Here is a 20,621-nt window from a genome sequence, read left to right as displayed (position 1 = left end):
GGCCTAGGCTCTTTGGCATGAGCGCTCCACGCCAGATCATCATGGTCCGTCACGGACAGTCGGCAGCCAACCAGGACCAGACCATTTACAACCGGATCCCCGACTACCGGATTCCGCTGACCGGGCTGGGCGTGGCGCAGGCGCGCGAAGCGGGTGAGCAGATTCGCCGGCAGCTGGACGGGCAGAAGGTCAGTGTCTATGTTTCGCCCTACCTGCGCGCCTACCAAACACTGCAGGCGCTGGAACTGGGCGACCTGGTGGAGCGGACCATGGAGGAGCCGCGCCTGCGTGAACAAGACTGGGCCAACTTCCAGAACCCGGCGGAGATTGCCGACCAAAAGGAGCTGCGCAACGCATACGGGCACTTCTTCTACCGCTTCCGCGAGGGGGAATCGGGGTCCGATGTGTATGACCGGGTGTCCTCGTTCCTGGAGACGCTGTACCGGCACTGGTCCCGGCCGGAATACGCGCCGAACACGCTGCTGGTGACGCACGGGTTGACCATGCGGCTGTTCTGCATGCGCTGGTTCCACTGGTCCGTGGAGTATTTCGAGTCGCTGAACAACCCGGGCAACGCCGAGGTCCGCACCTTGGTGGCCGGGGACGGCCGCTACACCCTGGATGTGCCGTTCGAGCAGTGGATTCAGGCCGATCCCGGCACCACCGTCATGGACGCGCCGCTGAGGTTTTAGCGTGGTGATCTCGAATCTCGACGGGCGGGGGGCTAGGGCTCGGGGGCGACGATGACTTCCGTGCCGGCGTCCTGGAAGGCTGCCAGCTGCTCCGCGGTGATGCCGGAATCGGTGATGAGCTTGTTGAAGCGGTGTTCCTCCATGGTGGCGAAGGCGCGCTTGCCGATCTTGGAGGAATCGGCCACCATGTACGTCTCCGAGGCGCGGCCGGCCATGCGCGAGTTCACCGACGCCTCGCCTTCGTCATTGATGGTGGGGCCGGAGCCGGGTTCAATGCCGTTGACGCCGATGAACGCCAGGTCCAGGGCCACCTTTTGCAGGATGGAATCGGCGTAGGGGCCCACCAGTTCATAGGAGCGCGGGTTGACGATTCCACCGGTGACCATGATCTTCAGGTTGGGCCGGATGGCCAGCTGCGCGGCGATGTTAATGGCGTTGGTGACCACCGTCAGGGTGGGCCGGTTCGACTGCTCCATCAGGTCCTCGCGCGTGGAGAGGACCTGCGCCAGCGCGGTGCTGGTGGTCCCTCCGCAGAGGCCGATCACGGCGCCCTTGGGAATCAGTGCGCTGGCGGCCAGGGCAATCTGGTGCTTTTGCAGGGCGTGGTCGTCGCGGTTGTAGCGGCCCGGCAGCTCGTAGGAGACGGAGCCGGACGTGGCGCCCCCGCGGGTGCGGGTCAGGAGGCGTTCATTGGCCAGGGAGTCGAGGTCGCGCCGGGCCGTGGCCGGGGAGACGCCGAGCTTTCCCACGATCTCCTCGACTTCCACCTGGCCGTCGGCGGCCAGGATGTCGAGAATGGCGGCCAGCCGTTCGGTCCGGTTCATGGAAACTCCCCTCGGATGCAAGGTGCACTTAAAGGGCACGTCCCATTTTGGGCGCGGTCCCTGCCCCCGCGAACAACGCTAGCAGCCGGGCGACCTCCGGAACGAGTGCGGCGCGCCCCGCGCCGAGGTACTTGCGTGAATCCACGACGGCGGGGTTGGCCTCGAGGTACTCACGAACGGCACGGGTGAAGAAACCGTTGAGGTGTGTGGAGACGTTGATCTTCGTCATGCCCGCCGCGATCGCCGCCACAATGTTCGCGTCGGAGACGCCGGAGGAGCCGTGCAGCACGAGCGGCACGTCCAGGGCGGCCTTGAGGGCGGTGATCCGGTCCAGGTTCAAGGCGGCCGAGCGCTCGGTCATCGCGTGGGAGGAGCCCACGGCGACGGCCAGGGCGTCGACGCCGGTGGCGGCCACAAACGCGGCGGCCTCGGCGGGGTCGGTCAGCACCCCGGGCGCGTGCGCGCCGTCCTTGCCGCCCACCTTGCCAAGTTCGGCCTCCACATAGACGCCCCGCGCGTGGGCGTAGGCGGCCACGCGGGCGGTCACTTCCACGTTCTCCGCATAGTCGAGGTGGGCGCCGTCGTACATGATGGAGCCGAAGCCCAGGTCGACGGCCTCGCAGGCGAGGGCCTCGTCCTCGGCGTGGTCAAGGTGAACGGCCACGGGCACGGACGCCTTGCGGGCCGCGGCCAGGGAGGCGGCCGCCACGGGCTCCAGCCCGCCGTGGAACGTCGCGCAGTTCTCGGAAATCTGCAAGATCACGGGCAGCCGGGCCGCCTCGGCTCCTGCGATGAGGCCTTCGAGCGTCTCCAGGTGGATGACGTTGAAGGCGCCCTGGCCGGTGCCGGCCGATGCTGCCTGCTCCATGATGCCGCGGGTGGTGGCCAATGCCATGGGATGAATCCTTATTTAGTGGTCGGTGATGATGAGTTGTGCGGCGAGCCCGGCGTGGCGCGGGGAAATTTCCCCCGCCCCCGGCGTCAGCACCGCGGCTGCGCCCCAGGACGCGGCAAGGCGCAGGATCTCCCGCAGGTCCGTGGTCCCGCCGGCAAGTGCGACGGCGGCCGCGGCCACCGCTGCGTCCCCGGCGCCCGTCGGGTTGCCGGCCAGCGGGGCGGGCAGCTTCGCCTGGAGGTGGCCGGGGCGCCCGGCCTCGAAGGCGAGCATGCCCTCCTCCCCCACGCTGACCAGGACGCGCCGCGCGCCCAGGCCCATGAGCTTGCCGGCCGCGGCAACCAGGTCCGTCTCGCCCATGGCGTCCATGAGCTCGTGGTGGTTGGGCTTGAGCAGGTCCGCCCCGGCCCTGGCGGCGGACAGGATCCCGGCGCCGGAAGTGTCAATGATCGCCGGGACGCCGGCGCTGTGCGCCAGTGCCACCAGCCCCGGGTAGAAGTCGGCCGGGGCCCCTTCCGGGAGGGAGCCGGAGCCCACCAGCACGCCGGGGCGCAGCGCCTCGTCGGCCCGGCCGCCGTCTGGCCGGCCGCCCAACCCGTCGACGACGGCGGCTCTCAGAGCCTGCCATTCGGCACGGCTGAGCGCGGGGCCGGCTTCGTTGAAGATGCTGGTCAGCCCGGACACCGTGTCCACGAACGCGATGGTGCGCCGGGTAGCGGAGGCCACGGGCACCAGTCGGCACGGTATGCCCGATCCCGCGAGGTCGTCGGCGAGCTGCGCGCCGGAGGCACCGCCCGCCGTCGTGACCGCCAGGGTGGGAAAGCCCTGCTGGTGGGCCACGCGGGAGACGTTCAGGCCCTTGCCGCCGGCCCGGTACAGGGGCGTGGGGACGCGGTGGGAGGAGCCCGGCTCCACGCCGTCGACCATGTAGGTGACGTCCACCGCCGGGTTGGGCGTAACGGTCAGGACCAGCTTGCCCGCGCTCACCGGGACACCCCGGCGGACAGACTGCGGGCCTTGAGGGCGGAACCGATGAGTCCGGCGTTTTCGCCCAGGACCGCGTGGACAAGGCGGGGGCGGCGGTGGAAGGAAAGCAGCGCGTCGATGCGGGCCGCCAGCGGTTCGAACAGGGCCGGGCCGGCCATGGACAGCCCGCCCCCCAACACCACCGTTTCGGTGCCCAGGATGGACACGCACTGGGCGACGCTGAACGCGAGCGCGTTGACGGCGTCGTCCCACACCTGCCGGGCGGTGGCGTCGCCGGCCCCGGCTCGGGCCAGGACATCGCGCGCGCCGTCCACGGGGCGGCCGCCGGACTCGGCGTAGCGCCGGGCAATGGCACCGGCGGAGCCCAGCGACTCCAGGATGGCCATGCCGCCGTCGGGCGAGGGGACCATGGCATGGCCGATTTCGCCGGCATAGCCGCCACCCGCCACGCGGCGCCCGTCGCACAGCACAGCGCCGGCAATTCCGGTGCCGATCACCAGCACCAGCACGTCGGACCCGCCAACGGCCGCGCCGATGCGGAACTCCGCCTCGCCAGCCATGGAGACGTCATGGCCGAAGGCCACCGGCAGGCCCAGCGCCCCGGTGAGGGTCCGGGTGAAGGGGAAGTCTCGCCAGCCCAGGTTGGCCGAATAGACGCCGATCCCGTTGGCCTCGTCCACAATCCCGGGCACCGTCACGCCCACGGCCGCGATGACCGTGTCCGGGTGCCGCGTCTGGTAGTCGCGCGCAAGTTCCGCGATGCGGGCGCAGACCGTTTCCCCGGAGCGTTCGCCGTCCAGCGGCGTGGGGTGGCGCTGCAGGTCCGTCACGGCGTGGGAGGCGGCGGTCAGCTCGCCGCGCACCAGCCCCACTTTCATGTCCGTCCCGCCCACGTCAAAGGCCAGCACGGCCGGGCCCGCTGCGGGGCGGCTGGCCCCGGCCGGGACTGCGGGGCGGCTGGCCCCGGCCGGGACTGCGGAGGGAATGCTCATCACGTTGCTTGCCTTCGTGGCGGCCGCGCGGCCCTAGGCGGTCTCGTCCAGAATGACGGAGCGGGTCAGGTTGCGCGGCAGGTCCGGGTTCATGCCGCGGGCGCGGGCGCGCTCCAAGGTGACGCGGTGGACGCGGGCCAGTTCGGCGAGCGGGTGCACGTCGTTGTTGATGTAGCGTGCGCCGGTCTTTTCCATGTCCTTCTCCAGGCCCTCGGGCTGCCGGCCGAACATCCAGGTCACGCGGTTGGGCGCGGCGATGGAGATGGGGCCGTGGCGGTATTCCTTGGCGGGGTACGACTCGGTCCAGCCTTGGACGGCCTCGCGCATTTTCAGGCCGGCCTCGTGCGCCAGGCCCACGGTCCAGCCGGTGCCCAGGAAGGTGAACTGTTCAGCGTCGATGAGCTCCTGCTCCACGGGCGCCGTGACTGCCGCCTTGGCGTCCTCGACGGCGGCCGACAGGTCCACCCCCACGCCGGTGAGCAGGTAGGCCAGTGCCGTGGTGGCGAAGCGGGTCTGCACCACGGACTTCTCGTCCGCATAGGGAAGTGCGACGACGGCATCCGCCAGCGCCATGATCGGCGAGGAGGTGTCCCCCACCAGGGCAACGGTGCGCACGGTGCCCTTGAGTTCGGCCAGGACCTCCAGCACCTCCGTGGTGGTGCCGGAGCGGGTGATGGCGATGACGGCGTCGTAGCCGCGGTCCCCGCCCAGGAAGGCCTCGGAGGCGGCGAAGGCATCGGTGACGCCCTTGCCGGCGGATTCCCGGGCTGCGGCATAGCTCTGGGCCATGAACCAGGAGGTGCCGCAGCCGATGACGGCCACGCGCTGGCCGTCGGCCGGCAGCAGGCTTTCCTCCCGCGCCTGGGCGATGGCCCTGGCCCACACCTCAGGCTGGCTGGTCAGCTCTGCTTCCATGAAGGGGCCCAGGTCCGAAACGGCGGTCTCGCTCATTGTGTGCGTACTCCTTGAGGTGGGGGATCCGGCAGCCGCGGGGCAGGGCCGGCGATTTCATTCTATAGACCAAGCCTACCACGTAATGATTGTTAATGACTGAAACCATGAGTAAATAATCAACTTAACGCCAAGCGAGCCTGCCGGCCCTTGGCAGAAGACCCGACCGATCCCTGGGTGACCCGGCGGAACTCGTGGAACCGGTCCTTGTAATCCAGGTCACCCGCGTGGAATACTGCTCCTGTTATCCATAACAACCATTGGGGGCCGGCGGGGCCGCCACACCTGGCCCCGCCCGTCTCCGGCCCGCACGCCGGGCATTCCCCGGCACACCTGAAGCATTTCCCTTCCCGCAAAAGGACATTCTTTCGTGAACTCCCCCCAACCTTGCACCCTGGCGGCACCTCCGCCCCAGGTGCGCCCGAGATCGCACCGCGCCACGGGCGCCGCGGCCGTGCTGGCCCTGGTGGCCACCCTGAGCGTCGGCATGGGGTCCGCCGCCCAGGCCGCCCCGGACCCGTCCGGCACGCCCGTCACCCCCTCCCAGTACACGCTCATCGGGGCCGACTCCCAGTCGCCCGCCTACCCGGCCCCGCCCGCCCTGGACGGAACGGCGGCCGGCGCCTTCGACAACGACTACGCCTCGCAGTGGACTGTCGCCTACAAGGTGGTCAACGGGGTCGGCGTGGCCGACCCCCTCCCCCACTGGATCTCCTGGGACGTGGGCGGATCCTTCACCCTGACCGGGCTGGACTACTCCGCCAAGAACCAGGCCAACGGCCCCGTGAAGAACTACAAGGTCTTCGCCACCGACAACCGCGCCGTGGCCACGGACCCGGCCGGCGACTGGGGCGCACCCGTGGCGTCGGGCACCCTGGCCCAGCCGACGTCGAACACCCAGGTGCAGACCATCCTCTTCGACAGTCCGGTCAAGGCCCGCTACGTGAAGTTTGAGGCTGACAGCACCATCAACGGCAGCAACAACGTCTCCGCCTCGGAACTGCGGGTGCGCGCCACCGGCGACACCACGCCCGCGCCCGTCCCGCCGACACCGCCGGCGGATCCGGCAACGCCCGTCGCCATCAGCAACGGCAAGGGCCTGACCGTTCAGGTGGGCAAGGAGTTTCCGCAGGTCATCTCCTACGACCTCAGCGGCAAGTCCCTCGCCGGGCAGGCGGCGAAACTCAGCACGTTCACGCTCAACGGCAAGGACCATGCCGCCACCACCACCATGACGGCAGGGAGGGATTCGGCCCGCTACACCTCCACGTTTGCCGACTTCCCGAACCTCACCATTGAATCCACGCTCACCGCCACGGCGGCCAACACGGTGGAATTCGCCGTCACGAAGATCTCCGGCAGCGCCGCCGCCACCCTTGACCAGCTCGCCATCCCGAACCAGTCACTGGTCTCCGTGGACTCCGGCGACCCGGCCGCGCAGCTGGCCCGGACCAAGATCTCCACCGACTCCACCACCACGGCCGACCAGTTCACCGCCGTCACGGGCAACACCAAGGCCGACGCGGCCGACGTCGGCACCCCGTACGGCTTTGTCAGCAACTCCCAGCTCTCCGCCGGGCTCATGACCAACGCGACTGACGACTCCGCCCAGGACAACAACAACAACTGGAACTCCCGGCTGCAGTCGCGGATCGTCGACGCCGGCAACGGCGCCAAGCGGGCCGAACTGTCCGTGGGCAACTACACCTATGCGGCGGCCGGAGCGACGGACCCCCGGGTGAAGTTCTACCAGCTCCCCAAGACCACCGTGGTGCTTTCGGCCGACGCCAACAATGACGGCAGGGTCACTTGGGAAGACGGCGCCATCGCGTACCGCAACGCCATGACGGCACCGCTGGGCGCCGCCCGCGTCCCAGAGCGCGTGGTCCAGCACATCCCGTTTAACTTTGCCTCCGAGGCCACCAACCCGTTCCTGAAGACCCTGGACAACGTCAAGCGGATCTCGCAGACCACCGACAACCTGGGCCAGTGGGTGCTGGAGAAGGGCTACGCCAACGAGGGCCACGACTCCGCCCACCCCGACTACGGCGGAAACTACAACACCCGCGCCGGCGGCCTGGCGGACTTGAACAGCCTGGCCAAGGAAGGATCAAAGTTCAACGCCGACCTGGCAGTGCACGTCAACGTCACCGAGGCCTACCCGCAGGCCAAGAGCTTCAGCGACGGCATGATCTCCGGGCAGGTCAACGGCTGGGACTGGCTGAACCAGTCGTACCACATCGACCAGCGCAACGACCTGGGCACCGGCGCCGTCCTGGACCGCTTCGCCGAGCTTCGCAAGGAAGCCCCCGGCATCAAGACCGTCTACATCGACGCGTATTACTCCAGCGGATGGCTGGCCGACCAGCTGGCCACGCAGTTGCACAAGGTGGGCTTCGAGGTAGCCACCGAATGGGCCTACAAGTTCGAGGGCAACTCCATCTGGTCGCACTGGGCCAACGACAAGAACTACGGCGGTGCCACGAACAAGGGCATCAACTCCAACATTGTCCGGTTCATCTCCAACACCCAGCGCGACGTCTGGAACACGGACCCCCTGCTGGGCGGCGAACAGATCAAGGACTTTGAGGGCTGGACCGGCCAGGACGACTGGAACGCGTTCTACAACAACATCTGGTCCAACGACCTGCCCACCAAGTTCATCCAGCACTTCGACCTCACCAACTGGGACTTCGGCAAGTCCGCAACGCTGGCCGGCGGGGTGAAGATCGCCATGGTGGACGGCAAGCGCCAGGTCACCATGGGCAACGCCGTGGTCCTGGACGGCGGCACCTACCTGCTGCCGTGGCAGGACGCGGCAAACAACTCCAAGACCACCTCCCCCACCGACGCCGACAAGATGTACTTCTACTCGGCCGACGGCGGCACCACCACGTTCACGCTGACCAGCCAGTTCGCCAACAAGCGCAACTTCACGCTGTACAAGCTCACCGACCAGGGGCGGGTGAAGGTTTCCGACATCAAGGCCGCCAACGGCCAGGTGACGCTGACCGGCGACAAGGCAACCCCTTACGTGCTGGCCCCCCAGGGCGACCAGCCCGTAAACAAGAGCGCCAACTATGGCGACGGCTCCATGCTCACGGACCCCGGCTTCAACGCCGGCAATCTCGACGCCTGGAACCCCACCGGCGGCGCCGCCGTCTCGCGCACAGCGACGGGCGACAATGTCGCGGTGCTGGGGACGTCGTCGTCGTCCATCTCCCAGAACGTCAAGAAACTGGTGAAGGGCAGGAAGTACACGCTCAGCGCCAACGTGGAAATCGCGGCCGGCAGCCGCCGCGCCGTGACCCTCGCCGTCACGGGCAAGGACCTCAACGCGGCCAACACCTTCGACATCACGCCCGCCAAGAACCAGGTGGGTGCCGATGCCAAGAAGGGTACCTACTCGCAGCGGGCCTCGGTGCAGTTCACCGCCCCGGTCAACCAGAAGGTGGACGTCTCCATCAGCGCAGTGGCCGGCGCCGCGGCCGTCACGCTCGATGACGTGCGCATCATGGAGGACACCACGACGCCGGTGGCCGTGCCCGCGGGCAGTCCCGGAAAGCTCGTGGCCAGCGCCAACTTCGAGGGCAACCAGCCCGGCTGGGGCCCGTTTGTGAAGGGCGACGCCGGCGGATCCACCGACCCGCGCACGAGCATCAGCGACCTCCACGCCCCGTACTCGCAGAAGACGTGGAAGAACACGTACAGCCCGTACAACTCCGGAACGCTCAACGGCCTGGCCGTGGATGACGTGCTGGACGGGAACAACTCGCTGAAGTCGCATGAGGAAAACACCGGCCTGGTTTACCGCACGGTGCCGGCCACGGTGCCGTTCACGGCGGGCCACTCCTACAAGGTGTCCTTCAAGTACCAGACGAACGTTGCCGGGCAGTGGCAGTGGGTGACCGGGGCTGACACCGTCTCCGGCGGCACGCTGACATCGAAGGACCTCAAGGACGAAGCCATGGCACCGGCGTTGGACACCGCAACGTACTCCCGGACGTTCACGGCCGGCTGCGGCGAAAACTGGGTGGGCCTGCGCAAGACCGGCGCGGCCAACGGCGCGGACTTCGTGATCGACGACTTCACCGTGACCGACCTTGGCGCCGTCACCGGCGGAGCCTCCTGCGCCGCAGTGGCAGGGCCCGCCAATGCGGACCTGAACCCGGGCACCACGAACAGCTACATCACCACGTTCACCAACAACGAGGCCACGGACTCCACCAACGTGGCGATGTCGCTGGGCACCCTGCCCGCCGGCTGGACCGCACAGGTGGCGGTCAAGGGCGGCAACCTGGCGGGCACCGTCAAGCCGGGCGCCACGGCCAAGACGACGTGGATCATCACGACCCCGGCGGGCGCCGCCGGGACCAGCGCGGTGATCCACCCGTCCGCCACGTACTTCAACAACTGCACCACGAAGACGGTGGATTCGGATTCGGTCCTCGCGGTCAGCAGCCAGGCCATGGTGCCGGCGTCGTCCATGACGGCAACCGCCGACTCCGATAACCTGGACTCCGGTCCGGGCGAGGGCCCCGTGGCCAATGTGCTGGACGGTGACCTGGGCAGCATCTGGCACACCCAGTACGACCCGACCATCACGAACTACCCGCACTGGGTGCAGCTGGACCTCCACGGTGAATACACCGTCAGCGGCTTCGGCTATCAGGGCCGGCAGTCCGGCGGCCAGAACGGCAAGGTGAAGGGCTACACCGTCTTCACCTCCGAGGACGGCACCACCTGGACGCAGGTGGCCACGGGCAACCTCGTGGACGCCACTGCCATGCAGGACATCACGTTCCCGGCCGTTGCGGCCAAATTCGTGAAGTTCCAGGCGAACAACGCCCTCAACGGCCTGCAGTTCGCCGCGGCCGCCGAGATGCGGGTCTACGGGACCGGCGGGACCGCGGCCACGGGCTTCGACCCGTCGCCGCGCCCGGCGGACACGGCCTGCACGCCGTAGCCCGGCTACACAACTGACCCGCAGTAGATGTCGAAAATCCCACGGATTCGTGGGATTTTCGACATCTACTGCGGGTCACTTTTTTGATGCGGCCGGGGCTTTCCGCGCTAGACGGCCCGGACGCCGGCGCGCCAGACCGTATGCGTCAACGGGATGCCGGGGCGGTAGGCCAGGTGTGTGGCCGACGGCGCCTTGAGCATGTGCAGATCCGCCCTGTGCCCGACGGCGATGGACCCCACCGCGCGCCGTCCGTCCTCGTCGACGCCGGTTTCCCGGTGCAGCGCCAGGGCCCCGCCCCAGGTGGCTGCACGCACGGCCTCGTGCACGGAAAGCCGCATTTGCAGCACCGCCGTGGTGACGCAATACGCCACCGAAGACGTGTAGGACGTGCCGGGATTGCAGTTGGAGGCAATGGCCACCTGCACGCCCGCGTCCAGCAGCCGCCGCGCCGGCGCCAGCGGCTGCCGCGTGGACAAGTCGCACGCCGGCAGCACGGTGGCGACGGTGCCCCGCTCCCCCGTTCCCGGCCCCGCCTCCCAGCCGGACCACGACTGCGCCAGGAGGTCGACGTCGTCGTCCGTCAGGTAATTCACGTGGTCCACGCTGGCCGCGCCGAACTCCAGGGCGAGCGCCACGCCGGCTCCCGGGCCCAGCTGGTTGCCGTGCACGCGCAGGCCCAGCCCGGCGTCGCGGCAGGCAGTGAGCACCCGGCGCGACTGCTCCGCAGTGAACGCGCCCGTCTCACAAAAGACGTCCGCCCACTGCACGTACGGCCGCACGGCCTGGAGCATTTCCCCGCAGACCAGCTCCGTGTACTCGTCCGCGTCCGCGCCGGCGGGGACGAGATGTGCGCCCAGGTAGGTGGCCTCGTCGGCGATGCTGGCGGCAATGCGGGCGCTGCGGGCCTCGTGCTCCACGTCCAGCCCGTAGCCGGTCTTCGTCTCCAGGTACGTGGTGCCCTGCGCGACGGCCTCGGCCACCCGGCCCAGCGCCAGGCGCGTGAGGTCGTAGTCGCCCGTGGCGCGGGTGGCATCCACGGACACGGCAATGCCGCCGGCGCTGTAGCTTTCCCCGGCCATGCGTGCCTCAAACTCGGCCGTCCGGTCGCCGGCGAAGATCAGGTGCGAGTGCGAATCCACCCACCCCGGCAGCACGGCCCGGCCCTGCGCGTCGGTGACGGTGTCAGCGGCCGGCGCGTGAACGGCGTCGCCAATCCAGGCGATCCGCTCCCCCTCCAGCACCACCGCCGCATTGCGCCGGGTGCCCTGGTCATGGTCCTGCGTCATCAATTCGCCGATGTTGGTGATCAGTTCGCTCATCTCCCCAGCGTACGACGCCGGCCTGCCGCCTTTCGTGGGAAGGCTGCGGTGTCGTCTGGGATGGCAGACGGGCCCCTCACGGCCGTGGGCCCAGGCCCGGCCGCCGGGGGTCGAGTTTGTCGAGACCCCGGCGAGCCCGGACAATTGTCCCCATGACCCTGATTTCGCTGCTGGGCTTTGCCGGCCTGTGCCTCATGTTGGCCCTTATCCCCGGACCGGACACGTTCCTGGTGCTGCGGATCTCCATGTCCCGTGCCCGTGCCGGCATCACGGCGGCGGCGGGCTCGGGAACCGGAGCGCTAGTCTGGGCGGCACTGGTCGGTGTGGGCCTGGCGGCCATTGTGGAACAGTCGGCCGAGGTGTTCCGCTGGATCAAGATTGCCGGCGGGCTGTACCTGCTGTATTTGGGCGTCTCCTCGTTCCTGAAAGCGCGCAAGGCCGCCAAGGAAGGCCTCGCCGTTGAGGGCCGGCAGCAGCCGCTGCGCCACAGCTGCCCCGCCGCCTACGGTTCGGGGCTGCTTTCCACCTTGCTCAACCCTAAGGTGGGCCTGTTTTACCTGGCCGTGGTGCCCCAGTTCATCCCGCACGGCGGCAACACCTTGGGCATGGCGATGGTCCTGGGCCTGACGCTGGCCACCATCGGCTTCCTCTACTTGGCGGTCATCGCCGTGGTGGCCTTCAAGGCCATGCAGTGGCTGCGCAAGCCCAAGGTCAACACGATTATTGAGCGCATCAGCAGCGGCATCCTGGCCGTGCTGGGAGTGGGCGTCATGGCCTCCGGGGCGTCGAGCTGAGCCACCGGGACTTTGAACGTGAGCCCGGTTGCGTGCCTGCAACGCGCCACTTCTGAAGTGGCGCACCGTCCATGCCGGACCGTGCGCAGGTTCAAAGTCTCGTCGCACACATTGCACGCGGGAGCCCGATGGCCGGACAATTGACAGCATGACCCTGTTGTCCCTGCTGGCGTTCGCCGGCCTGTGCCTGCTGCTGTCCCTGACCCCGGGGCCGGACACCTTTTTGGTGCTCCGCATCGCCTTGAACCGGGCGGCCGCCGGCGTGGCCGCGGCGGCCGGCTCGGCATCGGCCGCGATCGTGTGGGCGGGGCTGGTGGGCCTGGGCCTGGCGGCCATTCTGGAGCAGTCGGCGGAGGTGTTCCGGTGGGTCAAGATCGCCGGCGGCATCTACCTGGTCTACCTCGGCGTTTCGTCGTTCCTGAAGACCCGGAAGGCCGCACGGGCAGGGATGACGGAGGGTGCCGACGCCCCACTGCGCTACAGCAAACGGGCCGGTTTTGGCGCCGGCTCGCTGTCCACGCTACTCAACCCCAAGGTCGGCCTGTTCTACTTGGCCGTGGTGCCGCAGTTCATTCCACACGGCGGCAACACTTTCGCCACGGCCATGATCCTTGGCGCCATGGAGGCCGCGATTGGCTTCTGCTACCTGGCCGTTGTGGCGGTCGTGGCCTATAAGGCCATGAAGTGGCTGCGCCGGCCCAAGGTGAACAGCACCATGGAGCGCGCCAGCAGCGGCATCATCGCCGTTTTGGGCGTGGGCGTGCTGGCGTCCGGCGCGGCAAGCTGAGCCGCGTTTCGCCTAGGCAAGCCCCGCGCGCTGGGGGCTGAGCACCTCGGCCAGCCGGCCGTCGTCGTCCGGCAGGGTGCCCGTGACCAGCCCGGCGGCCAGCACCGCCAGAGCGGCGGAGGTCTGGATGCCGTAACCGCCCTGTCCGGCGAGCCAGAAAAAGCTTGGTACGTCCGCGTCGAATCCCACCACGGGCAGGCCGTCCGCCGGTTGCGTGCGCAGCCCCGTCCAGGCACGTACGACGCCGGTAATCCCCACCGTGGTGAACTCGCCAATGCGCTGGATGAGTCCGGTGATGTCCTCATCCACGACCTGCGCGTCGCCGGGCTCCGCCGGAACCGATTCGCAGGGCGAAATGAGCAGGTGGCCGCCGTCGGGCCGGTAGTAAAACGATTCGTCGGCTGGCTCCACCATGGGTCCGGCGGGATCCACCGGCTTGTCCGTGGAGACGATTGCGACGCTGCGCCGGTGTGCTTCAAGCCCGCGCGGACGGGCGCCAAACTGCGCGGCCACCGGATCGGCCCACGCGCCGGCCGCGTCCACCACGGTGCCGGCGGTGATGGTGTGCGAGCCGGTGGACACGCGGTAGCGCCCCTCGGAGGATTCCACGCCCGAAACAGGTGATCCGGTCAGCACGACCGCTCCCGCGGCGACGGCCTGGCTGCGGTAAAACTCCAGCAGCGCCGGAACGTCCACCTCCATGGCCGTTACGTCCAGGGCCGAGGCCTCAAACTTTTCCCCGCGCAGGTCGGGGCTGCGGTTCATGGTCTCCGCATGGGTCAGGGCGGTCAGGTTCTCGTTGTCCGCCACCAGCCGGGCCACCTCCTCCGCCGTGCCGAGCGTCAGCAGGGGCCGGGGCATGAGAATGGGCGCCGGCAGCCGTTCCGAGATGCGCTTCACCATGCCGATGGTGCGGTGCGTCAAGTCCCGGATGGGCGCCGGCCCGTAGCTGGGCTGCATCTGCCGGGCCGAACGTGACGACGAGTGGTACGCCAGCATGGGCTCCGCCTCCACCAGCACCACGGCCCGCTGCGGGGCCAGCCGCCAGGCCAGGGACAGCCCGGCTACTCCTCCGCCAACAATCAAAACGTCACAGTCCATGAGCCCATGGTGGCACAAAGCAGGCACGGCCGCCGGTCACGACGCCCGCGCCTGCTCTTCAAACGGTCCGCCACCCGGTTCCGAATTCCGTCCAACTTCTGCAACACAGTCGGGCGGACGCGGCGGGAAGGGGGAGGGACCGGCGGCGGATCAGGCGTGCGCGCCGCGGGCGGCCACGAACGCGGCGACGCAGGCCTCGACGTCGTCCGCGCTGTGGGCGGCGGAGAGCTGGACCCGGATGCGGGCGGCGCCACGCGGGACCACGGGGAAGCTGAAGGCGGTGACGTAGACGCCGTGGTCGAGCATGGAATCGGCCACGCGGGCGGCCTCCACGGCGTCGCCAAACATGACCGGGACAATGGCGTGCTCGCCCGGGAGCAGCTCGAAGCCTTCCTCGGCCATGCGGCGGCGGAACAGCGCGGCGTTCTCGAACAGGCTGGTGCGCAGCTCGGCGGAGCCGGCCACGAGCTCCAGCGCCTTCAGGGTCGCAGCCACGATGGCCGGGGCGAGGGAGTTGGAGAACAGGTAGGGGCGGGCCTTCTGGCGCAGCATGGCGACGATTTCCCGGCGGCCGGAGACGTAGCCGCCGGACGCGCCGCCCAGGGCCTTGCCGAAGGTGCCGGTGTAGATGTCCACGCGGTCCGAGACACCGGCGTGTTCCGGCGTGCCGGCACCCGTGGCCCCCATGAAACCGACCGCGTGGGAGTCGTCGACCATGACCAGCGCGCCGTATTTGTCAGCCAAATCGCAGATGGCGCCCAGCGGGGCCAGGAAGCCGTCCATGGAGAACACGCCGTCGGTGACCACGATGGTGCGGCGGGCCCCGGCGCCGTCGTTCAGCTGCGCGGCGGCCCGCAGCTGGGCCTCCAGGTCCGCCATGTCCTGGTTGGCGTAGCGGAAGCGGGCGGCCTTGGACAGGCGGATCCCGTCGATGATGGAGGCATGGTTCAGGGCGTCGGAGATGATGGCGTCCTCCGCGCCGAACAGGGACTCGAACACGCCGCCGTTCGCGTCAAAGCAGGAGGAGAAGAGGATGGTCTCCTCCGTGCCGAGGAACGCGGAGACGGCCGCTTCCAGTTCCAGGTGGAGGTCCTGGGTGCCGCAGATGAAGCGGACACTGGCCATGCCGAAGCCGTGGGAGTCCATGGCGTCCTTGGCCGCGGCGATGATGTCAGGATGGTCGGCCAGGCCGAGGTAGTTGTTGGCGCAGAAGTTCAGCACGGGGGCGGTGCCGCCGTCCAGCGGGCCGGCGGTGACGTGGCTCGACTGGGGCGAGGTGATCCGGCGCTCGGTCTTGAACAGGCCCGCTGAGCGGATTTCCGCCAGCTCGGCGGTGAGCTGGTCCTTCATGGAGGTGTACATCGGTAACTCCTTGGGTTGGTCGGTGGGGCGACGGCGCGGGCCGGGTTCCGGCGTCGTCCGCTTTGGAAGGGGGTCAGGAAAAGACGGTCCAGTCAAGGACCGCTTTGCCACCCCGGCCGGAGCGGGCAATCTCAAACGCCTGTTCCCACTCGGTGGCGGGCAGGCGGTCGGTCACCACGGAGGCGACGGCGGCGCGCAGCACCGGGTTGGAGGAGAGCATGGCGGACATCGCGTACCAGGTCTCGAACATTTCCCGGCCGTAGATGCCCTTGAGCGTGAGCATGTGGGTGACGACCTTGCCCCAGTTGATGTCGATGGACTCGCTGGGCAGGCCGAGCATGGCGATGCGGCCGCCGTGGTTCATGTTGTCGATCATTTCCGGCAGGGCCGTGCGGTGGCCGGACATTTCCAGGCCGACGTCGAAGCCCTCGCGCATGCCGAGCTCGCGCTGGGCGTCGCGAAGGCGGGTGGTGGCGACGTTGACGGCGAGGTCCGCGCCCATGGACTCGGCCATCGCCAGGCGCGGCTCGGAGACGTCTGTGATGGCGATTTTGCGGGCCCCGGCGTGGCGGGCCACGGCCACGGCCATCAGGCCGATGGGTCCGGCCCCGGTGATGAGCACGTCCTCGCCGACCAGGCCGTAGCTCAACGCGGTGTGGACGGCGTTGCCCAGGGGGTCGAAGATGGCGCCGAGTTCCGGGGTGATGGAGGGGTCGTGGTGCACCCAGACGTTGGATTCGGGGATCACGACGTATTCGGCAAAGGCGCCGTCGCGCTGTACGCCCACGGAGACGGTGTTGATGCACATGTGGCGGCGCCCGGCCCGGCAGTTGCGGCACATCCCGCACACCACGTGTCCCTCGCCGGAGACCTTGTCGCCCACTTTGACGGTGTCCACGTTCTCGCCGATTGCCACCACCTCGCCGTAGAATTCGTGCCCGGCGATCAGCGGGGCGTTGATGGTTTCCGCGGCCCAGGCGTCCCAGGCCTGGATGTGCAGGTCGGTGCCGCACAGTCCCGTGGCGGCGACCTTGATCTTCACGTCCCGGGTTCCGGTCTCCGGCTCGGGGCGGTCGACGAGTTCGAATCCCGGGTGCGCGCCGGACTTGTACAGTGCTTTCATGGAACGGCTTTCTGCTGGCTTGGCTGTGGGTTTCCCTGGCTCCATTACAACCCGGCAGACCATTTAGCACAATCGAATTTTGCTCCATCAACGATTTAGTGAACGCTAAATGATAGGCTGGCGCCGTGGAACTACACCAGCTGCAGATGCTGCGCGAACTGGGCGAGCTGGGCAGTGTCAAGGCGGTTGCCGAAACCATGTCCGTCACGCCGTCCGCCGTCAGCCAGCAAATCTCCCTGCTCCAGCGCCAGGTGGATACCCCGCTCACGCGCAGGGACGGCCGGAACCTGGTGCTCACGGACGCCGGCCGGGTGCTCGCCGACGCCGGCGCCGACGTCATCAACGCCATGGCGACGGCGAAGGCGGCGATCGGCGCCTACCAGCACGAACGCCACGGCACGGTCTCCGTCAGCGGCTTCCACAGCGCCGGCCAGGCGCTGTTTGCGCCGCTGGTGCGGCGGCTGGACGAGCTGCGGCGGGAATCCGGCATGCGGGAAATACCTGTGGCGGACGACCGTGTACGGCCGGGCGTGGCGGGCGGGCCGGGTTTGGCGGGCGCCGCCGTCGGCGTTCCCCGTGTCCGCCTGTCCGACGAGGACGTGGCGCAGCACGACTTTCCCGCACTGACGGCACGGTACGACCTGGTGCTGGCGCACCGCATGGACCACAGCCCGGCGTGGCCGGAGTCCCGGGTCCGGGTCATCCCGCTGGCGCACGAGCCCCTCGACATCGCCTTGGCGGTGGACCATCCCCTGGCGGCCAAGGCGGAACTGTCGCCGCAGGACGTGGTGGACTACCCCTGGGTGGCAAGCCGCAGCGGATACTCCCCCGCCGACGTGCTGGCCGCCATCGGCGCCGTGGCGAGCCGGCCGGTGAACGTGGTGCACCGGATCAATGACTACTCGACGGCCGCCGCGCTGGTCTCCACCGGCGACGTCATCGGCCTGCTTCCCCGCCACACGGCCAGCCCGGCGCTGAACCCCGGTGTCACGCTGCGGCCGCTGACCGGGATCAGCACCCGGCGGCGCATCGACCTGCTGGTCCGCCCCGAAAACCTCAAGCGCGCCTCGGTCATGCTGGTGGCCGAAGCCCTGCAGCAGGTCATGGCCGACCTCACGGCCTCCCGGCCCCTCCCGGGCTGACGCGGAAGGGATCAGCCGCCGACCTGCCCCGGGAATGCCACGGGCGGGAACGGGGTTCCGACTCCGGCCCGCGCGGCGGCACGGGCGGGACGGACTCACCGTGAGCCGCCATAGCGGATGCGCGGGTCAAGGGCCAGGTACAGGATGTCGGCGGCGAACGTGGCGGCTACGACAAGTACGCCCACCAGCAGCGCGGCACCGAGCAGCGTGTAGGACTGCTTCGCCGTCGCTGCCTGCCAGGCGAGGCTGCCGATCCCCGGATAGTTGAAGAACACCTCAAGCGGCACCTGGACGCCGAAGATCACCGGCAGCCGCGTCGCCGCCAGGGTGACGACGGGGATCGCGGCGTTGCGGGCCACATGGCGCACCAGGATCCGCAGCTCCGAGGCCCCGATGCTGCGGGCCTTCGTGGCGTAGTCGGTGGCAAGGCATTCGGCAACGCTGGCCTGAAAGTACCGGCTGAATAGTGCCACGTTGCCCACCGCCAGCGTCAGCACCGGCAACACGAGCCCGGCCGGCGAGGAGAACACGTCACCCAGCGCCCACCGCGGGTTGTTGAATTGCAGGAGCCCCGCGTCGTACCCCAATAACAGCGTCAGCAGGAGCCCAAGGACAAAGACCGGGATGGCGTAGCCCGCGAGGTTGAGCGCTGCGGCGAGTGCGCGGATCCACGCCGGTCCATGGCCGCTGCCCAGCCATGCCCCAAGCACCAGTCCGGTTGGCACGGCCAGTGCCAGGGCCAGCCCCATGAGCACGAGCGTGTTGACAAGGGGCCCGGATGCAAGCTGACGCAGGCTGACGCCGGCTGCGTAGTCGTTGACAATGCCATAGGGGCTGTGCGGATGTGGGCCCGCAAACGTAAGCTGTCCGCGGAGCAGGGAGCCAAGGAACCGAGCGTACTGGACGGGGAAGGGGCTGTCGAACCCGTTCACCTGGTTGAATGCCGCAATCTCGGCAAAGGAGGCACGCTGGCCCAGCACGGCGCGCGCCGTGCTCCCCGTCTGGGCGTAGAGCATGGCAAAGACCACCGTGACAACGATCCACAACGCCACCACCGACTGCAGGATCCTGCGGGCCACGTAGGCGATCACGGCGTCAGTATAAACCCGTCCCGCTCCAGGTCCCGGCCCCTGGCGGTACGCGCCCAACAAGAACGCAGGCCATGGTGGCAGGGCGCCGGCCACGGGCCGCCGCACACGAACATTTCATCCCCCCACGGCATCCCGGCCGGCCATGGCCGGTCCGGCGGCCTCGACCGTCGAAACGTTGCCGCCGCGCGCGAATCGGGATAGAACGGAAGACATGACCACCATCACCGACACGGCCGCCACTTCCCTGACCACGGGACAGCTTGCGGGCCTGCACAAGTCCTTTGCCGCCGACCCGGTCCTGAAGCGCACACAAAACGCCATCGCACGGGTCAGTGTGGACGAACTCGCCGTCGACCACCAGCTCGCCACGTCCCTCTCCACCACCGTCTCGCACCGGATCGACGACTGGAAGGTCACCAACCAGAAGAAGTCCGGCCGGTGCTGGCTTTTCGCGGCGCTGAACCTGCTGCGCGCCGGCGCCAAGCAGGTGCTGGATGTCAAGGAGTTCGAGTTCTCCCAGAATTACGCCATGTACTTCGACAAGCTGGAGCGGGCCAACTACTTCCTCGAGTCCATGCTGGACACGGCCGAACGTCCCGAGGACGACCGCCTGGTGTCCTACCTGCTGCAGACGGTGGTGGGCGACGGCGGGCAGTGGGACATGGCGGTGAACATCTTCGCCAAGTATGGCGCCGTGCCCAAGTCGGCCATGCCCGAGACCGAATCGTCGTCGAACACCGGCCGGATGAACTCCGTGCTCCGCTCGCTGTTGCGCCGCGCCGCGCAGGAGCTGCGCACGCTCCGCCAGGCCGGTGACACGGCCGGGGCGGAACAAGCCCGTGGGCGGATCATCACGGAGGTCCACAGGGTCCTCACCCTTCACCTGGGCACGCCGCCAACGCAGTTCGAGTGGGAGTACACCGACGACAAGAAGGCCTTCCACCGCGAAGGAGTCATGACCCCGCAGGAATTCCTGGCGAAGTACACCACCATCGCGCTCGGGGACTACGTGTGCCTCGTTGACGACCCCCGGGCCGAGCACCCGAAGGGCAGCACGCTGACGGTCGAGCACCTGGGCAATGTGGTCGGTGCCGCCCCGGTGCTCTACCTCAACGTGGACATCGGCCTGGCCAAGCGCCTCGCCAAGGAGGCCATCCTGGACGGGGAGCCGGTCTGGTTCGGCTGCGACGTGGGGCCGCAGATGGTCCGCAAGGACGGCATCTGGGACGCCCGCCTCTACGACTACGCGGGCCTTTACGGCGCCGAGTTGGCCATGGACAAGGAATCCCGGGTCCGCTTTGGTGAATCGGCCATGACGCACGCCATGCTGCTGACGGGCGTGGACGTGCTCGACGGCGAAACGCGCCGCTGGCGGGTGGAGAACAGCTGGGGCGAGGAAAACGGCGACCAGGGCTTCTACACCATGGCGGACAACTGGTTCGACGAGTACGTCTTTGAGGTCGTGGTCGACAAGTCGCGCCTCTCTCCCGAGCTGCGCCGGGCCCTGGGAGCCGAACCCATCGTGCTGCAGGCCTGGGATCCCATGGGTGCGCTGGCCTAGGACCGTCTCCGGGGATTCATGGGCCGGTGGATTG

The 20,621-nt window shown here is 68.7% G+C and carries 16 protein-coding genes; 6 read left to right on the top strand and 10 right to left on the bottom strand.

The annotated features are described in order from the left end of the window. Positions 1–17: 17 nt before the first annotated feature. Positions 18–692 carry a histidine phosphatase family protein gene (locus DMB86_RS07670; protein WP_113717257.1) on the top strand — a complete coding sequence of 225 codons (675 nt, stop codon included), beginning with the start codon at positions 18–20 and terminating at the stop codon, positions 690–692. A gap of 32 nt (positions 693–724) precedes the next feature. Here DMB86_RS07670 and DMB86_RS07665 read toward each other — a convergent pair whose 3' ends face one another. The 5 genes from DMB86_RS07665 to DMB86_RS07645 are packed head-to-tail and all read right to left on the bottom strand — an operon-like array spanning position 725 to position 5,341. After that, positions 725–1,516: a DeoR/GlpR family DNA-binding transcription regulator gene (locus DMB86_RS07665; protein WP_113717256.1), complete on the bottom strand. Its 792-nt coding sequence runs from the start codon at positions 1,514–1,516 to the stop codon at positions 725–727. Between the two features lie 28 nt (positions 1,517–1,544). Next, positions 1,545–2,411, bottom strand: coding sequence for a class II fructose-bisphosphate aldolase (locus DMB86_RS07660; protein WP_113717255.1), 867 nt, complete (start codon positions 2,409–2,411; stop codon positions 1,545–1,547). A 15-nt stretch (positions 2,412–2,426) separates the two neighbouring features. Then, complete coding sequence (locus DMB86_RS07655; RefSeq protein WP_418202323.1) at positions 2,427–3,338, bottom strand: 1-phosphofructokinase family hexose kinase; 912 nt, start codon at positions 3,336–3,338, stop codon at positions 2,427–2,429. A gap of 56 nt (positions 3,339–3,394) precedes the next feature. Continuing rightward, complete coding sequence (locus DMB86_RS07650; protein WP_113717254.1) at positions 3,395–4,390, bottom strand: ROK family protein; 996 nt, start codon at positions 4,388–4,390, stop codon at positions 3,395–3,397. Positions 4,391–4,423: 33 nt separating this feature from the next. Next, positions 4,424–5,341 carry an SIS domain-containing protein gene (locus tag DMB86_RS07645; RefSeq protein ID WP_113717253.1) on the bottom strand — a complete coding sequence of 306 codons (918 nt, stop codon included), beginning with the start codon at positions 5,339–5,341 and terminating at the stop codon, positions 4,424–4,426. A 370-nt stretch (positions 5,342–5,711) separates the two neighbouring features. Between DMB86_RS07645 and DMB86_RS07640 the strand changes: the two genes are divergently transcribed. Next, positions 5,712–10,307 carry an endo-alpha-N-acetylgalactosaminidase family protein gene (locus tag DMB86_RS07640; RefSeq protein WP_113717252.1) on the top strand — a complete coding sequence of 1,532 codons (4,596 nt, stop codon included), beginning with the start codon at positions 5,712–5,714 and terminating at the stop codon, positions 10,305–10,307. A gap of 107 nt (positions 10,308–10,414) precedes the next feature. Here DMB86_RS07640 and hutI read toward each other — a convergent pair whose 3' ends face one another. Next, entirely contained in the window at positions 10,415–11,626 is a 1,212-nt protein-coding gene (hutI, locus tag DMB86_RS07635; protein WP_113717251.1) for an imidazolonepropionase, read from the bottom strand. 152 nt (positions 11,627–11,778) lie between these two features. Between hutI and DMB86_RS07630 the strand changes: the two genes are divergently transcribed. After that, positions 11,779–12,420, top strand: coding sequence for a LysE family translocator (locus DMB86_RS07630; protein WP_113717250.1), 642 nt, complete (start codon positions 11,779–11,781; stop codon positions 12,418–12,420). A gap of 148 nt (positions 12,421–12,568) precedes the next feature. Further along, entirely contained in the window at positions 12,569–13,207 is a 639-nt protein-coding gene (locus DMB86_RS07625) for a LysE family translocator (protein WP_113717249.1), read from the top strand. A 12-nt stretch (positions 13,208–13,219) separates the two neighbouring features. Here the strand turns inward: DMB86_RS07625 and DMB86_RS07620 are convergent, their stop codons facing one another. The 3 genes from DMB86_RS07620 to tdh all read right to left on the bottom strand — a co-directional run bounded on the left by DMB86_RS07620 (position 13,220) and on the right by tdh (position 16,793). Next, positions 13,220–14,308, bottom strand: coding sequence for an NAD(P)/FAD-dependent oxidoreductase (locus DMB86_RS07620; protein WP_113717248.1), 1,089 nt, complete (start codon positions 14,306–14,308; stop codon positions 13,220–13,222). Positions 14,309–14,458: 150 nt separating this feature from the next. Continuing rightward, a complete protein-coding gene (locus DMB86_RS07615; protein WP_113717247.1) occupies positions 14,459–15,670 on the bottom strand; it encodes a glycine C-acetyltransferase in 1,212 nt (403 codons plus the stop codon). Between the two features lie 73 nt (positions 15,671–15,743). Then, positions 15,744–16,793 (bottom strand): L-threonine 3-dehydrogenase, encoded by a 1,050-nt coding sequence (gene tdh, locus DMB86_RS07610; RefSeq protein WP_113717246.1) that lies wholly within the window; start codon positions 16,791–16,793, stop codon positions 15,744–15,746. 125 nt (positions 16,794–16,918) lie between these two features. Here tdh and DMB86_RS07605 point away from each other — a divergent pair, with 125 nt between their 5' ends. Beyond that, positions 16,919–17,935 carry a LysR family transcriptional regulator gene (locus DMB86_RS07605; protein ID WP_113717245.1) on the top strand — a complete coding sequence of 339 codons (1,017 nt, stop codon included), beginning with the start codon at positions 16,919–16,921 and terminating at the stop codon, positions 17,933–17,935. A 95-nt stretch (positions 17,936–18,030) separates the two neighbouring features. Here DMB86_RS07605 and DMB86_RS07600 read toward each other — a convergent pair whose 3' ends face one another. Further along, positions 18,031–19,026, bottom strand: coding sequence for an ABC transporter permease (locus DMB86_RS07600; protein WP_113717244.1), 996 nt, complete (start codon positions 19,024–19,026; stop codon positions 18,031–18,033). A 211-nt stretch (positions 19,027–19,237) separates the two neighbouring features. Here DMB86_RS07600 and DMB86_RS07595 point away from each other — a divergent pair, with 211 nt between their 5' ends. After that, entirely contained in the window at positions 19,238–20,587 is a 1,350-nt protein-coding gene (locus DMB86_RS07595; protein ID WP_113717243.1) for a C1 family peptidase, read from the top strand. Positions 20,588–20,621 lie beyond the last annotated feature (34 nt).

It is taken from the genome of Arthrobacter dokdonellae (genome assembly GCF_003268655.1).
In the GTDB taxonomy this organism is placed as follows: domain Bacteria; phylum Actinomycetota; class Actinomycetes; order Actinomycetales; family Micrococcaceae; genus Specibacter; species Specibacter dokdonellae.
The sequence above is the reverse complement of the archived record's forward strand: the minus strand, read 5'-3'. Positions and strand labels throughout refer to the sequence as shown.